Raw genomic sequence first — 14,702 nt, 5'->3', positions numbered from 1 at the left:
ATGAGCCTAGTTGCAGCTAGGCTCGTTGCTTTATACAGCTTGTTGATTCAGTACATTGGCGAAGATTGAGTTCACCAAGAGCTTGTCTAGCTTTTTGTTTGGGTTTTTCCGGCTGTGGCTCAGGATATGAGGGAGCAGGTTTTCGACTAAGAGCCTTGAATTTCCCTCTACCCTTTTATGTAACCACTGCCACCATTGGTCGTCATCGGACTCAAGTGGTACAGTGCCTTGGGTGAGTTCATTGAATAAATTTCTGATGTCCTCAATTGGCACCTCGCCAATTGGTTTTGGCCAAAAGCACACGCGGGATGAAATCAACTCGTAACGCTCGTTGGTTTGAAGCTTATCGACCAGCTGAATATTGCCTATCAAACACACGCCTACTTTGGCCGCATCTGAAATGGTTCTAAGTGGGTCCAATGCACTGGGCTTACATTTGTCTGCTTCATCTAGCAAAATTATGCGCTCAGTGTTTTCTATGGTTCTAACTATGTTCTCGATGTTTTTAGCAACACTAGGTTTTTTAGGGAGGCCTAAGGTGGTACACAGTGACTCAATCACTTGTTTACTGGTCGTTTGTTCACTGCCAATAATCAATATCGCTAACGGGTTTTCTTCACAGTAACGCTCTAGCCCCCTGCTTTTGCCAATGCCAGCTTGACCAGCAACTACAGAAAAGCGTCTTCTCGCTCTTGCATGTTCACAAGCAAGTGCAATCACCTTAGCAACGCTGGTTGGTACAAAAGGTACTTCGCCGTATCGAATAGTAATTATAGGTCTGTCGTCACTTTCGTTGTTGTTTGCAGCATCAGTGCCAGCGGGTGCAACAATGGCATAAATGTCATGCAAGTACTTAGTTGGGCTCGCTGCATACTTACCAGAAAGCAACTGACTAACCGTCGACGGAGACTTATTAATCTTCTTGGCTATATAAGTACTGTTTACCCCTTGGTTTGCAATGTCTTTATCGGTCATGCGCTTTTTAATACGCGCTACAAGTACCTTATCATTCGGGTTATAACAGTCCGCAAAGCCACTTTCACTGTTAAATTCTTTAGGGTCAAAGTCACCAAAAAAGTGTGCCCACAATACATCCAATAGTTTTCTTGGGTTTATTGGCGATTCACCATTTAGTACTGAGTTCACTTGGTTTAAGTCATAGCCTAAGCAATAGTCTTCTGGCCCAAGTGCATAAAATTCAATTTCTTCGTTAATGAGCTTTACTTGAATTTGTTGCTCTTCGTTGTAATGGCTGGTGAACTTATTCATGAATGTCTCCTAAATCTATTTGGTATTCGTTTTTAACTGGGGTCACGTGGTCAACCTCAAAATCTGAGAGGTCCATGTCTAATACTTCAGGTTCAATTTCTGGAATGGCTTGGATGTCTGCAGCCAGTTCTTCAACCGCGTCCACGTCAATCACACGTTTTTTGTCTACTCTTGCACGCTTTTCAGAAAGCTGGTTTTGAATGCGCTTTTCTTGACCTTGAAGCCGCTTGAGGTCAGTTTCTTCAATACGGCTTGTTGGCAGTGCTTCAACCTTGTTTTTAATACGGCAATTCATAATGAACTCGCCTGATTGCTCATACAGCACAAGATAGGTGTCGTCGTGTAAATCGTAGCCAGCAACCAACTCTTTACCATTAAATTGAAAGAGGTAGTCAGCGGTATAAACACGCTTATGTAGCCTGATTTGGCCGCGCGCTATTTTCACTTTGGCTCTGGGCAGTACCACAAAATCAGTAATTGCTGGCTGCTCTTGAATTAGCCCTTCTTCCCATACTTGCTTGCGGGTTTTACCTTTAATCTCAGGATGTGGGCTGTTGTGGTAGTGCTCTAAAAATGCCTTAAACTCAGTTATCCATTGCTCTAAAGATGGCAGCTCGCGCTTGCCTTTTTTCACGTCGCTAAGAAGCTTGAGCTTTTCGCGTTCGTTGTGGTCTGGGCCGCAGTAGCTTTCAAAGCGTTTACCCACGTGCTCTTCCATATGTTTAAAAAAGCGTTCAATCCATTTAGCGCGGGCATTGCCTGGTATGGCAAAAATGACCTCAATATCAAATTGTGCATACACACCACAGCATTCATCAGACATCATTTTTGATTTATAACCACTGCCGTTATCGACATACAACATGCTAGGAATATGCTGATGGTTTTTAATCGAACGAGTTAATGCCGTCATGGTTGCTATGGCGTTTTCAGACTCGCTAATTTCCCACCCAACAATGCATCTGCTTGCGACATCTTGAAACGCGGTTAGCTCAAAGCGCCATGCTTTGCCTGTTTTTGGGTGCGCCACATACACATCAACTTGGTGTCCATCACCGTTGTAAATAAAACCAGGGGCAATATGCTCAGTGGAGCGAATAATGAAGTCTTTGTGCTTTTCACGATAAAGTTTTGCGCCCATACGGTAAGGGCTTTGCGGGCCAAGCTCATGAGGCATTGAGTTTATAAAACGCCTAACTTGTCCAGCGGTGGCATCATGCCCTTGCTTTTTTAAGTCTTCAGCAACCAATGCGAAACTGGGCGAGTTAATACAGTGGTAAAGCTCTAACGCTTTGGCAGCCCATTTAGGCTGCGCGGGTATTCGGCCTCTATGTTGTGGAAGCAAGCCTTCAACGCCTTGCTGTCTATAAGCATTAACCCAATTAAAGGCAGTTGCGCGCGTTGGTACTTTACCAAGGTCAGTAACTGCTTGATGTATGGCTGGCGTTACTAGTCCATTATTTAATGACTCAATAAGTGCAGTTCTTGCTTTGTCTACACCTAAGCCACTAGCAAGCCAATGTTTTACCAGTGCCGTACGATTTTGGGCCGTTTTGCGCGCTTTGTCGCTTGCCTCTGACCATACAGACTGGCTAACAACTGCAGGTAAGTTGTTAAATCTAATCACAGCAGGATGCATTACTTGATCTCCTTGCTTTGCTTTTCTACTAAGAATTGTTCGAGCAGACGGTTACGTTCTGTTTCAACGTATTGCCACTCGGCTTTGGTAAATTTCGGTAGGTGCTCTATGCCTTCAATGTGCCCAGCAAACTCGCCGCTTAAACGCTCTAGCGCGGTGCCAATTTGGCTATAGATAGCCGCCCACGTGTGATGCAGTACTTGAGCAGCACTTAAACGCGAGTCCAAATCTAATTGGCGGTTATCACACAACTGACTAATTTGCGTGATGGTGCTAACAAGCGCCTCGTTTAATAGCTCGGTATTACAAATGGCGTCTTTGCGTATCTCGCTAATAAACACGTGCATATCAAAACGTACTTGCGGTACTTTACGTAACTTTTCATGCTCTAAGTCGTTAATGGCCCGTGCCGCTGTTACTTGCAGCTCGTCACGCTCTTTCATCAAATCCGCGACTTGCTGTTTTATAGCGTTGCCTGATGTCTCAGCCAGCACTTCATAGTCTTCGTCGTCTAGCTCTTTAAGCGTTTCGATAGGCACTTTGGTAAGCTCGTTAAGCTGATGTGTGTTCATGTTCAAAATGGACAATTTGTCCACTTTACGTTTAGGCAACGCGTTCAGCATTTTGGCAATAGCCATAGCCCTGCTAGCTGTGCGTCTATGTATTCGCCTACCTTGCAAAAGAGAGTTAAACTTTCCATGTTCTGTTTGCGATTTTAACCAAAGCAACAACACGCCCATTTTGGCAGCATCGGTAAACTGTCTATTAGCCAAAAAAGCGACTTGATCCATACATTCATCAATACTTTCAGGTAGCTCGACGTGCAAAACACTTTCGAGTTGACCAATTTGATATTGGATCTCTTCAGCCGATTCTGGACAAACTAAATCGTTGCTCATGAAAAGCTCCAAATTTCAGGCAGATCTTGGTCTTTGATAGGCATAGTTTTAGGCTCCGAAATTAAGTATTGATTTTGACTGATTCGAGAATGGACTCGCGCTTATCTTGCAGCTCTCGCATTTGAACTTCACATTCTGAGGCTTCTTGAAGTTTTTTTGCACGCTCATCTGATGCACTGTACATAAGTGGCATAAGCAATATATTGGCAGGCTCAACACTTTTAATTGCCCAGCATAAAGCCGGTAGGTACTGTATTGGCATAGATGTAGGTTGGCTTGGTGCAAACCATTTATTAAGTTTACCTTCGTCAACCTCTACAACATCTACTTTTAGTGCAGCGTTCATGCGTTGGGCTAGGCCATTACGAGTGAATCCGCACCGACGCATACATGCATTCACACATTGGCTAAAGCGGTGTAATACTTCACAATCAGGTGGAATTTCACATTCTAAAATGTTCATCGACTCATGGTTTATTGACATGGTAAAAATCTCCTTAAATTAACCTAGACTTGGTTGCTCTGCAGGTCCATGCTTGGAGCAGGCACTGGTTTGCCAGCTTGTATGGCTTTAATAACTTCTTTGCGCCTATGGGTGCGATCTTTTGGACCGCGTTTTGGCTTGGATAGGTATTTATCACCGAACACCTCTGTTCGTTTTTTATTCAGCGCTAAGCAAATCGCTTCGGCTATAGCATAAGATTGGACTGCGCCCTTAGCTACGTTTGAAACGTGAGAGTTAGAAACATGCTTTGCTTTGGCGATATCTTCAATCTGTATGTCTTTGTTTGATAGTTCTTTCTTGATGTCTTCATATGACATTGTTGTGTAAGTCATGATAGATTTACCTGTGTTGTAAATTAATTTTGGTAACTATATTTGTCGGTGTTCGTTTATTAAGCTAGTGATAAATATTCTTACTGCCAACTGGAAAGTTATTTTGTTTTTTATTTTTTAAAGGTATTGACTGTAAACTATGGTTATCGATAGTATCTCAGAGTCAGAGATTGATCTTGTGATTGAGCGCTTAAGAAAACAGCTAGGCGTGAAAAGTAATCGAGCACTTTCTGAAAAGTTAGGTTTGTCACACAGTGGCGTCGCTATGGCTAGAAAAAAGGGTACGTTACCTTATGGTCCAATAGTTAATGCATGCGTTAGTAACAAGATTTCCTTGGATGAGGTGTTTGGAATTGACGTAGACCAAACATCTGATAATAGCTCTACGGAAGAAAAACCAACAAAGAGTGAAGACGCAAGCAGAAACAGTGCTGAAGATGCGTTAGCTGCAATCGCCCTTGTTGAACAGATAATAGATGATTTGCTTTACTCGAAAAATTTGGATGCAGAGCGCGAACTTCTGATCCGTAAAAAGTTAACGCCAATGTTAATTGAAAAAACATTTGAGCATAACTTTAACGAAGTCATGGTTAAAACCATTGCGGAGGGAGCGCTCTTTATGGCTTTTTAAAGGATAAATTATGATTAAAACAAAACTTGCCACAGCAATGCTTACTTTTGGATTGCTGTCAGCCCCTTCTCTCGCTTTAGAACCGCTACCAGACAGAGCGCGTGTACAACACATGAATACTGATTTGTTATTACCAGATGGCAGCACACTTAATGTGGATGTGTCGTTTGATTGTGGTAGCGACTATCAAAATACCGCTGTTATGGTAATGAGTGATTCTGGCGCTAAGTTAATCGCCGCAGCATACACCCACCTATACGGCGAAGCCGCTGGCCAAGCAGTAATCGATACTTGGCAAACGAAGCAAAATGCCACAGACCCTCGTAAACCAACTTACCTGTTTATCCTCGCTCCACGAGAGCAAGACTTCAATTGGAAAGCAAATAAGACAAATAAACTTAACAATTTGTTATCGCGTGTTAGTATAAGTGAAACAAAAATGGCGAGCCAAACGTTAGAAACAGAACCCAAAATACCAGTTGTATTAGCTGGTTGCGGCGTCAGAGACCATAACCCAAACGCCGTTGAATAAATTTATTTAAGGGGAATGACTCCCCTATTTGCAAGAAGGAATTCTTCGCTATGTTGAAGTCAAGGATAATTGCCTCTGCTTTGATATTACAGAGCGGAACCTGTCAGGCGCTTAACTTTGAGCACCTTAACGGTGTCACTCAAGATCAGAATGATTATATGTATTTCTCTTCACACGAAGGTGTTTTGAAGTATGATGGCGAGCACATTGTAAAGCTAAATGAAGTGAGCGAATTGCCAGCTGGTTCAGCACGAGACTTAGAAATTAGCGAATCAAATATTGCTTATATTTTGTATTCATCGGGGCAAATTTGGTCTCTGAATTTGAATACATATGAAGCAAACCTTTTTGCAGAGACGGATGCTCACAACATTGAAGTTACTCACGACGCTTTATTCACGCAAGAAGATTACCAAGTACTTGAGTACGACCTAGCAACAGGCCAGTATGGGGCGAGAATATCGGGTAAAGAAAAGCTGATAGACTTAGAATCCAGATACAACAATGTTTATGGGTTAACCGAAAAAGGCTTGTATCAAATCCACAACGGACGCTCATATAAAGTAATCGACCAAGAAATTAAAAATGGCGATCTAGAAGTTACACCGCACGGTGCAATATTCTTTGCAGATGATCACCTCAAATATTACTCCCAATTACAAGACCGAAGTATTACTAACCACAATGTTGAACGTGCTGAAAACTTAACTTACGTTGCCCCTTATGTTGTTTATTTCACAGATGGTGATGAAGTTAATGAGGTGTCTTTGTCTACCTTAGAAGTCGCTAGAACCAACGTTAGCTCTACTCGTAAGACATACTTATCCTTATTCGCGGATAATAAAAAGCAGCTGTGGGGCCTAAACATTAATGAATTTGGAATTGTTGAGGGCAATACTCGTGTGACGAATTTAGGCTTAGGCTCCAAGTACAATATTATTGAACGAGTAGACAAACAATGGTGGATAGGCACCACAAGAGGTGTATTTGTAAATGGTGAACCTGTTGAGTGGCTGAATTCAAAAATCGCAGAAGGCCGTGATTTTGAAGTGACAGCTTTCTCCCACTTTGCTGGAAAAGTGATTGTTTCAACCGATATCGGCGCATATGCCGTTGATACTGAAAAACGTATTGTAGAAAAGCTTTATGATGGGTATGTAATTAATTCGTCCGTTATTGCTGAATCTTTGTATTTGGCGACAGATGAAGACGCAGTGGTTAAATTTAATTCCAAATTGCAGTATGAAGAATTTAATAACAACTCCATGCTATCAAGCCATGAAGTTCTTGGTGTAACAGAGATTAGTGGCGAGTTATTTGTTAGTACTGCTGCTGGTCTTGACCGGATCGACTCTCCAAGATCAGTTTCCAGAGAGTACCAAGGTACTTCTAAAGTTGCTGATGTCGCAATCCTAGACGGTGTGTTGTATATGGCAACTTACGGAGAGGGCCTATTAAAAAAGGTAGACGGTAATTGGGTTAGAGTCCCCTCACCTGAATATATTAAAGAAATTGTAGAAGTACGGGACGCACTCTATTTGCTGACCAACAACGGCATTCACACAATTGCTAAAGAACAAGATTCATCCAGGCTAATCAGGGAGACACAAGACCATTCGTTTATGATTGGTAGCGTGCGAGTTGCCGATAAAGTAGTGATTGCAGTAAGTGATAGCGCGCTTATTGAAATGACAAATTTTAAGGAGCAATCAATAGCTCCTCCAGTAGTAAGCTATATCAGCACAAATGATGGCTTTGTATTTAATAAAGACGCGTTAGAGATAGACCAAAAAGGCTGGGTAAATATAGCGATTACTAATCTTCAATATCGGCACAACGAAGGCGTTAAATATGAGTATCGTCTAAATGAAGGTAGCTGGATACCTTTACATAGCCCGATGATACAGTTAAACAATTTATACCCAGATCACTATTCAGTAGAGTTCAGGCAAATTGTAGGCAATGTTGCCAGTGAACCCGCAATGTATTCGTTCGAGGTTCGCTCTCATTGGTATAACTCCCCTACAGCGCTAGTTGTATACTTATTCGTAGCGGTGCTATTGGCATCAGCAGTTGCATGCTTTACTTATTTTTGGGTTCAGTCTTTCCGCAGAGTCTTTAGACAAAATGAACGTAAGCGCCAAAGTAGTAACTTAGGTCAAATCGCTATGCTTGTTGAACAAGGTAAAGTGTTAGTCAGCTCTGGTGATGACACAATGTTTACTGAAGGACTGGTTAAGTTCGACAAAGTATCTGAGTTAATAACCCCCATAGTTAACAATGGCCCTTACCTTGGCGAGCAAAGGTTGCTTGCTGGTTTAGATTTGCTGCAAGTGCAATCTAGCTTGCAGGCGAAAATTAAAGTTAACTTTGAAACGGTGATAGGCAACGTAAAGCTAGATCCCCAATTAGAGCGTGACATTTACGCTGTTGTTTATCATGGCCTTCATAACGCTGTGCACCACTCCGAAGGTTCCGAGGTTAACGTATTCGTGCACAAGCTTAGATCTAAAATTCATGTGCATATTGAAGACGACGGCATTGGCATTCCGCTACGTTCTCGCTTCCACTTTGGCGAAGGACTTTATAAAATGAATGATGTAGCCAAGTCATATAAAACCAAGTTTAAGCTTAATTCATCGCGTAAAGGCACCAAGATTCAGATCGTCTTCCCGCTTATTGAGAGAGATAGAATGAGTAAGGAAGATATTGAGAGAGAGATTAGGGAGAGGATGTGATTTTGGCTAGCGACAGTACAAATGGTAAAAAAAGGAAAAAAATCCCGATACAACTAGAAAATACTGTACTTTACAAGTGCGGCTTCAAATGTTGTGTATGCAAAACGGATGAGAGCTCAGTTCAAATACACCATATTGATCAAAACCCTTCTAATAACATTGAGAGTAACTTGGTTGCTTTGTGTAGCAATTGTCACGACAGAGCACATACGACTCATCAATTATCAAAGAACTTGACGCCTTCTAGGTTGTTGAAATTTAAAAGTATGTGGGAAAATGAAATCTCAGAGAAGTCTTCAATAGCGATGCTCCCAGAAAACCAAGGAAACCTTTCCAATGCTATGTGGACTTTTGTTAATCACCAGCGATTACCTGATCTAATGAGGGGTTACGGGTTAAAATTTGAACCTGAGCTGCTTCGTGAATTAATCGAAGAAAATCTGATAGATGCACATGGTAATCTGAAGTTTGAGCATGACGTAAACCCTAAAAAAGCAGTTTATACCATATATGACCACTATAGATGGGATAACGCGAGAAGAATACATAGCCTGTTTCTTAAAGCTGTTGACAAAATTATAATGAGTGTAAGACCTATAGAGCTTGGCGCAATTTGGACCAAGACTCAAATTAACAACTTAATTTCGCCTGGCTCAATATGCTTCTGCTTTAGAGGCTTTATGTTCCAGCGAGGGAGCTCAATTGAGGGGGTTGAAAATAGACATGCATACGCTAGAGCAAAAAACATAGAATTAAGGATGTTAGTTAACTCCTTTCACATCTATGGTACATCTGCTTACGTAGGACATTTTGTAGGAAACTCAAGAGTCGCAGCTTTGGTTATGGTTAGGGATATTTTTAGAGAAGGCAATAAACTGGTTATTTCAGCAACCCCTATTGCATTAGGTAGTGGCTTTTCAATACATGATTACTCTTCTCCCTACCCATTAAAATATGGATGGGCAAGGGATAGGTAAAAGCTTTTTATAATAATACCCTTATACTTAGTTTAAGGGTTACCGTGAGGATTATAAGAAACCTTGTACTATTACGAAACGTGTATCTGCCTTCTTATCATAGGCTACTAGATCTAACCCGTGTATATCCCATTCAAAGTTATACGCTTTTGGGGGGGGAATCTTTGCGTTCTTGTATAGGCTATTTATATATAAACGGTCGTCTAGTTTTGTATCTATTTCACATACTTTATCAGCATAAAAGATGGATAGCCTTACCAAGTGCGACGGGTGAACCGACATCGATATTGGATTTGTAATATATGCTGTTCCGGGCGGTAGACGTTGAGACATATATTGGTCATGTATTTGTAGCATCCTTTTTCTTTCAGGGGTTATGTGTCCGCTACCGTCATCAGGTTCAAAAACGTCATGATTGAATATCCCAATCGCATGAAACTTGGCTCTAGATACAAATGCAAATAAAACATCATCAGTCCGTTTAGATAGCCCTGTTGATTGAATATTCATATTCAAATGGAAATGGTGGAACCCTTGAGAATTTAACAATAGGTCTTTATCTTCCCAAATCGCAGCGTCGCCGTTTCTAATCCTTTGCGCTGGTGTATATCCGTATTTGTGTGCTTTTAATGAATGAAAAGGGTATAAATCCTCTCCGTTTCTAACTTTATCAAGAAAAGCGTTGATACTTCCCTTTAATGTGCTCCAGCGTTGATCTCCTGTTACATGAGGGGAGATTTGAACTTTTCTCTCTCGCTGTGGAACTATTCTCGTTTTCCAATGTAGGTAGTGTAATAGAATGTTTTCCAATGATTGATTTTCTAATTCATCTCGAGTAACTCTGTCATTTGGAAAAAATGGGAGTTCCTTTATTAATCGAGCCCTCAATTTTTTAATTCTCTTGGGTTCATTCATATTACAAACTGCCTTTTTTAGGTGTATTTAGTTCAAAAGCTATAAGCAACACAGAAATTAACATAAATCAAAGTGCTGTCCAATCTATATGGTGTATTGTGTTGAAAAGTACGCTGAATAGGCAGCAAAATTCTTAACTAGATTGCTTTTTACATCACTCATTAAAAGTGTTAACAGGTGTTAACATTGTGTTTTTTTTGGTTTAGTATTAGATAAACTAATTCATTAGGGTTGCTTATGGCTACTGAGAAGAAACAGCGAGTTGTACGATATAAGAGAGTCAAATTTAGTTCTGATCACCATTTAACCTTGCAGGAAATGTTGGAGGAAAAGTTATTGGACGAAACGTCTGATTACTACAAAGCTATCGCAAGGAGAGAGCCTTTATCAGAAGATGGGAATAGCTTTAGGTTTATAAACCATAGATCTAAGCACAATCAAGAATTATTTATGTGTCAGTTGGTCAAATTTGAGCAAGATAAAAGCCAATTAATGATTGCGATGGATGAAGAAGCAGAAGCATTTTCGTTGACTCCAATTACAGCTAAAGATATAAAAAAAGACGCTCTAAAAGAACGGGACAACAGTGAGTTTTTAGAATCTTTATTGTATTTCGCGGTTCTTGATAACCATTTAGTAATGCTAAGTGGAAAAGGAATAGACTCCAGAGACTTGGAAGAGCACTTAGCGTGGTTTTTAAACTCATTGACTGGTTGCCTCAGTGATTCAATGGTGATCCTTTCCGATAAACCTTCGGAAAAGGCGATAAATAAGGTCAAACAATTCCCTCCTAAGTCTGTTAAAATAGGATCTGCTGTTACCTTTACGCCTAAAGTCAACTCAACTAAGCATGAAAATTTTACAGAAGTAGTTAACCAAAATACCAGGGTTGTATATGAGCCAAGGGGGCTGGCTGCAAAATTTCTAAACTTTTTAAAACAGGAAGGTTATGCACCAAACCTCGATTTCGATGAATCCTATGATAAATCGAACTTAAAATTAGAAATGGTGTTTAAATTTAATAGAACTACCACTAAAACAGGACAAAAGCTGGTACATGACGTTGCGGAAGCGACAAGGCACATGGAAGAGGAAGATGTAAGGATCGGGTTGCAGGAAGGCGGAGAACTTGTAGGTCAGGACGTAAGACTTACTAAGAAAATACAAGTTACATTTATAAATGGTAAAGTTGACGATAGTGGGCTATACCAAAAATTAAGAGATTGGTTATTGACGATTATTGATAACTCTGATGTAGGAGAAGATATAGCGTCGGTACTAAAAGCGGAAGAGTAAAGCAATATGTCAACAATCGGTCACGCACTAGTAGCACTTATGCAGTTGCTGTTACCCAGTGGCCTTTTTGCTTTGTGCTTTTTTTGGGGGGCGACTTTAATACCTGACGACGCTAGTGGAAAACTACCTCTTATTTTTTCTTCTGTTTTTACTATTATGATTGCTCCGTTGATTATGGTCAGGAATTCTGTCGAAGATGTAAGAAAAGAGGAGTTTTTGACTCGAGAAGAGCATCAAAGACTCAATTTGAAAGTTATAAGTATTCGTAACCGTTTGATGCTATATATCTTTTTATTACTCGCTTTTGCACTGCTAGCCGCTTTTGGACTACATCTCGCAAGTGTTAATGCAGTGGCTTCAAAATACGCTCTTTCTGTTGTCGGGGCTATGTTCGGAATAGCCGTATATTCTCTTTTTATAGCTTTAGTTACTAGAAGTAAACTTTCAGACTTTGAGGCTGAGTCAAGAAGTCGCTATTTGCAAATAAAGCGTAAAAGAGCTTTACGAGAGAAACTATTAAATAAGCCCAATTCCAGTTCAAGCTAGCTTAGAAAACATTTATTATTATCTTACGAGCTTGTTACTTTGCTTCAAGCTGTTAAGAGATTTTAAAACACGAAATTCCCTTAAACAATTAAATGGCTCTGTATATCACAAGAGCGAATATTTGTGCATCTGCACAGGGAATCATTGACTTAAAGCAGTTTAAACAAACTGAGGCGTTTTTAAAGCGGTTTTAAACATGGTTTAAACTTATCTCAAGGCCATGTTTCCAATTTAAGAGGTAACTTCACTGGTAAAAGTTACCTAAACAATTACTTTAGACCTTGAAGGAGTTCTTTCGATAGCGCATCCAGCTCTTCGATTTCCCAAGTCTGTTTTTCGTTAAGACCAAAGTGTTTGCAGGTTGTATTGAGTTCCTTGATCACTTGTTGCTCCCTTTCGTTTAGATTGTCCTTTTCTACATTCTCAATTGGGTAATGTTTTATATCCCAATTTTGTTTGTGTGCTAGAGCTAACACTAGGTGCACGTATCGATAGCGCAGATTGCTAAGTGATTGCGTCTCACCATTTCGCTTTGTATTTGGCCGTCTTGCTTTGCCATCTAAGATTTTGGCGACATTTCTACGATACTCATTTAATCGAGATTTTTTAGATGCTTTACCAATGTAATTAAACTCTGCTTGGCCCGTATTGATACAAATGTGGTAAAGAAATGGCTGCTGAAGATTGACTTTTTTGGGGTTAGTCCATTTGTAGATTTTCATATCACGTATTGAATTCTTATTTGTGCTCAGCATAATAGTTACACAAGTTGGAAGCTTTAACCAACTAATATGTAAAACCTTTTACGCCTAATTTTCTATTCCTCCCCCGCTATTCTGAGCTCATTGATTCTTAATGAGTGAACATGATGGCAAGCAAACAAAATACTTCTTTTAATTGGTTTGAGATTTTTCGTACAGGTACGCACACCGATTCAAGCGGCAATACACAGGAGTTTACAGCTGCTGATCTAGATACTGTTGTTAAAAATTTCTCACCTCAAAAAAGTCCATTGGTGGTTGGTCACCCTAAAACCGATGACCCAGCATGGGGCTGGGCCAGTGCGCTCAAAGTAGAAGGCGATAAGCTATTCGCGCAAGCAGAAGAAGTAGATCAGGATTTTGCTAATGCGGTTGAAAACAAGCGATACCCAAACCGCTCTGTTCGCCTCACAAAGGGTGAAGACGGTTATGAGCTTGCGCATATTGGCTTTTTAGGTGGTAAAGCCCCTGCATTAGATGGCATGAAATGGCAATTCAGCCAAGAGAAAAGCGGTCTAGAGTGCGTGATATTAGAGTTTGCTGCCAGTGAACGCATCGAGCGCATGACCATTGATACAACAAAGGCCGTTGTCCACCTCGTTAAGAATCTTAAAACCTTTTTTACTGACCGCTTTGGTGCTGAACATGCAGATAAGGTGTTTTCTGAATGGGAAGCCGAATATCTGCAAGAGCAAGTCACGCTTGCTGAGCACGAACAGCGTCAAGAACTCGCTGCAAACCCTGAATTTGCAGCCCCTTCAAATAACCCCGAGGAACTAGAAGTGAGTGACAAAACTAAAAACAAACCCACCGAAGCCGAGAAAGCATTGCAGGCCCAACTGGACGCGGCGAATGCAAAGAACGCCCAGCATGAATTCAACCAACGAAAGTTTGATGCGCAAACGTTTATTGACGGTCAAGTCAACGGTGGAAAAGCCCCGCGTATCACCAAAACAGAGGGGCTTGCAGAATTCATGGCACACCTTGAAACAGACAGTGCCAACACATTTGAATTTGCTGCTAGCGATGGCAATCAAACCTCGTCGGCCAAGCCAGCCGAGTTCTTTAAAACCTTGCTGCTCTCATTGCCCGTGCAAGCCGGACTCACCAAAGACTTTAGCCGACAAGACGACAGCGACGAAACCGAGATTGATAACTCGGCTGATGCGTTGGCTGCAAAGGCTTTGGAGTTCCAAAGTGAGCAAGCTAACAAGGGTATAACAATCAGCCTAAGTACAGCCATGGATCATGTGACGCAGGAGACAAACTAATGGCCATACCAGGATTAATCAGAAACTTTGAGTCTGACGCGCCATTGCCTGCAAACCGTTTTGTCGCGGTTGATGTTGGCGATTTTATGGCGACCAATGCCACAGGTATTAACAGCCCTATTCTTGGGGTGACAGAGCAAGGCACAGATAAAAAGCTCCGTGTTGATGTGGTCATGACACAGCTTGCGCCCATAGAACTAGGTGGCGACTTTGCAGGTGGTGAATACGCCGTGAGTGACAGTGAAGGCCGAGCTGTACCGCTAGACCCATCAGCACTTGCGGATAATACCGAAATCCACGTAGCTGGCAAAGTGCTCGAAAAAGGCGACGCGGGCACCATTGTCGATATTCATATCGCCCCATTTGTGATCATTAAATAAGGAGCATTGCC

The 14,702-nt window shown here is 41.2% G+C and carries 15 protein-coding genes; 8 read left to right on the top strand and 7 right to left on the bottom strand.

Annotation, left to right across the window (positions count from 1 at the left end; translation table 11 throughout):
* Positions 1-30: 30 nt before the first annotated feature.
* The 5 genes from AC2CZC_RS17180 to AC2CZC_RS17160 all read right to left on the bottom strand — a co-directional run bounded on the left by AC2CZC_RS17180 (position 31) and on the right by AC2CZC_RS17160 (position 4,644).
* Entirely contained in the window at positions 31-1,269 is a 1,239-nt protein-coding gene (locus tag AC2CZC_RS17180; protein WP_484582738.1) for an AAA family ATPase, read from the bottom strand.
* The gene (locus AC2CZC_RS17175) at positions 1,262-2,908 is read right to left on the bottom strand and encodes a transposase (protein ID WP_484582737.1); all 1,647 of its coding nucleotides are present in this window, start codon (positions 2,906-2,908) and stop codon (positions 1,262-1,264) included. Before AC2CZC_RS17175 ends, AC2CZC_RS17180 begins: the two co-directional genes overlap by 8 nt.
* Positions 2,908-3,807 carry a hypothetical protein gene (locus AC2CZC_RS17170; protein ID WP_484582736.1) on the bottom strand — a complete coding sequence of 300 codons (900 nt, stop codon included), beginning with the start codon at positions 3,805-3,807 and terminating at the stop codon, positions 2,908-2,910. The genes AC2CZC_RS17175 and AC2CZC_RS17170 overlap by 1 nt, the downstream gene beginning before the upstream one ends.
* Positions 3,808-3,868: 61 nt before the next feature.
* Positions 3,869-4,291 (bottom strand): hypothetical protein, encoded by a 423-nt coding sequence (locus tag AC2CZC_RS17165; RefSeq protein WP_484582735.1) that lies wholly within the window; start codon positions 4,289-4,291, stop codon positions 3,869-3,871.
* Positions 4,292-4,314: 23 nt separating this feature from the next.
* Positions 4,315-4,644 (bottom strand): hypothetical protein, encoded by a 330-nt coding sequence (locus AC2CZC_RS17160; RefSeq protein WP_484582734.1) that lies wholly within the window; start codon positions 4,642-4,644, stop codon positions 4,315-4,317.
* Positions 4,645-4,783: 139 nt separating this feature from the next.
* On the opposite strand from AC2CZC_RS17160, the gene AC2CZC_RS17155 reads away from it, so the two are divergent.
* Genes AC2CZC_RS17155 through AC2CZC_RS17140 form a run of 4 tightly spaced genes read left to right on the top strand, consistent with a single transcriptional unit; the run spans position 4,784 to position 9,522 of the window.
* On the top strand, positions 4,784-5,275 hold the full coding sequence (locus tag AC2CZC_RS17155; RefSeq protein ID WP_484582733.1) for a helix-turn-helix domain-containing protein: 492 nt from the start codon (positions 4,784-4,786) through the stop codon (positions 5,273-5,275).
* Positions 5,276-5,285: 10 nt separating this feature from the next.
* Entirely contained in the window at positions 5,286-5,807 is a 522-nt protein-coding gene (locus tag AC2CZC_RS17150; RefSeq protein ID WP_484582732.1) for a hypothetical protein, read from the top strand.
* Between the two features lie 50 nt (positions 5,808-5,857).
* Complete coding sequence (locus AC2CZC_RS17145) at positions 5,858-8,545, top strand: sensor histidine kinase (RefSeq protein WP_484582731.1); 2,688 nt, start codon at positions 5,858-5,860, stop codon at positions 8,543-8,545.
* 2 nt (positions 8,546-8,547) lie between these two features.
* Entirely contained in the window at positions 8,548-9,522 is a 975-nt protein-coding gene (locus AC2CZC_RS17140; RefSeq protein WP_484582730.1) for an HNH endonuclease, read from the top strand.
* Between the two features lie 51 nt (positions 9,523-9,573).
* On the opposite strand, the gene AC2CZC_RS17135 is transcribed toward AC2CZC_RS17140, so the two are convergent.
* Positions 9,574-10,437 (bottom strand): hypothetical protein, encoded by an 864-nt coding sequence (locus AC2CZC_RS17135; RefSeq protein ID WP_484582729.1) that lies wholly within the window; start codon positions 10,435-10,437, stop codon positions 9,574-9,576.
* A 237-nt stretch (positions 10,438-10,674) separates the two neighbouring features.
* Here AC2CZC_RS17135 and AC2CZC_RS17130 point away from each other — a divergent pair, with 237 nt between their 5' ends.
* Both AC2CZC_RS17130 and AC2CZC_RS17125 read left to right on the top strand, forming a co-directional pair.
* A complete protein-coding gene (locus AC2CZC_RS17130) occupies positions 10,675-11,733 on the top strand; it encodes a hypothetical protein (RefSeq protein WP_484582728.1) in 1,059 nt (352 codons plus the stop codon).
* Positions 11,734-11,739: 6 nt separating this feature from the next.
* The gene (locus tag AC2CZC_RS17125; protein WP_046355451.1) at positions 11,740-12,279 is read left to right on the top strand and encodes a hypothetical protein; all 540 of its coding nucleotides are present in this window, start codon (positions 11,740-11,742) and stop codon (positions 12,277-12,279) included.
* 269 nt (positions 12,280-12,548) lie between these two features.
* Here the strand turns inward: AC2CZC_RS17125 and AC2CZC_RS17120 are convergent, their stop codons facing one another.
* Positions 12,549-13,001, bottom strand: a complete 453-nt coding sequence (locus AC2CZC_RS17120; RefSeq protein WP_484582727.1) for a hypothetical protein — start codon at positions 12,999-13,001, stop codon at positions 12,549-12,551.
* Between the two features lie 143 nt (positions 13,002-13,144).
* Here AC2CZC_RS17120 and AC2CZC_RS17115 point away from each other — a divergent pair, with 143 nt between their 5' ends.
* Positions 13,145-14,311, top strand: a complete 1,167-nt coding sequence (locus AC2CZC_RS17115) for a hypothetical protein (protein WP_484582726.1) — start codon at positions 13,145-13,147, stop codon at positions 14,309-14,311.
* On the top strand, positions 14,311-14,691 hold the full coding sequence (locus AC2CZC_RS17110) for a hypothetical protein (protein ID WP_484582725.1): 381 nt from the start codon (positions 14,311-14,313) through the stop codon (positions 14,689-14,691). The genes AC2CZC_RS17115 and AC2CZC_RS17110 overlap by 1 nt, the downstream gene beginning before the upstream one ends.
* Positions 14,692-14,702 lie beyond the last annotated feature (11 nt).

The sequence above is a fragment of the Pseudoalteromonas sp. MMG033 genome (assembly GCF_057197785.1).
This window is presented reverse-complemented; position numbering and strand designations above follow the sequence as displayed.

Bases quoted from the DNA above. Each gene is read 5' to 3' on its own strand.
- AC2CZC_RS17180 (WP_484582738.1), bottom strand. From the start codon at position 1,269: ATGAATAAGTTCACCAGCCATTACAACGAAGAGCAACAAATTCAAGTA.
- AC2CZC_RS17175 (WP_484582737.1), bottom strand. From the start codon at position 2,908: ATGCATCCTGCTGTGATTAGATTTAACAACTTACCTGCAGTTGTTAGC.
- AC2CZC_RS17170 (WP_484582736.1), bottom strand. From the start codon at position 3,807: ATGAGCAACGATTTAGTTTGTCCAGAATCGGCTGAAGAGATCCAATAT.
- AC2CZC_RS17165 (WP_484582735.1), bottom strand. From the start codon at position 4,291: ATGTCAATAAACCATGAGTCGATGAACATTTTAGAATGTGAAATTCCA.
- AC2CZC_RS17160 (WP_484582734.1), bottom strand. From the start codon at position 4,644: ATGACTTACACAACAATGTCATATGAAGACATCAAGAAAGAACTATCA.
- AC2CZC_RS17155 (WP_484582733.1), top strand. From the start codon at position 4,784: ATGGTTATCGATAGTATCTCAGAGTCAGAGATTGATCTTGTGATTGAG.
- AC2CZC_RS17150 (WP_484582732.1), top strand. From the start codon at position 5,286: ATGATTAAAACAAAACTTGCCACAGCAATGCTTACTTTTGGATTGCTG.
- AC2CZC_RS17145 (WP_484582731.1), top strand. From the start codon at position 5,858: ATGTTGAAGTCAAGGATAATTGCCTCTGCTTTGATATTACAGAGCGGA.
- AC2CZC_RS17135 (WP_484582729.1), bottom strand. From the start codon at position 10,437: ATGAATGAACCCAAGAGAATTAAAAAATTGAGGGCTCGATTAATAAAG.
- AC2CZC_RS17130 (WP_484582728.1), top strand. From the start codon at position 10,675: ATGGCTACTGAGAAGAAACAGCGAGTTGTACGATATAAGAGAGTCAAA.
- AC2CZC_RS17125 (WP_046355451.1), top strand. From the start codon at position 11,740: ATGTCAACAATCGGTCACGCACTAGTAGCACTTATGCAGTTGCTGTTA.
- AC2CZC_RS17120 (WP_484582727.1), bottom strand. From the start codon at position 13,001: ATGAAAATCTACAAATGGACTAACCCCAAAAAAGTCAATCTTCAGCAG.
- AC2CZC_RS17115 (WP_484582726.1), top strand. From the start codon at position 13,145: ATGATGGCAAGCAAACAAAATACTTCTTTTAATTGGTTTGAGATTTTT.
- AC2CZC_RS17110 (WP_484582725.1), top strand. From the start codon at position 14,311: ATGGCCATACCAGGATTAATCAGAAACTTTGAGTCTGACGCGCCATTG.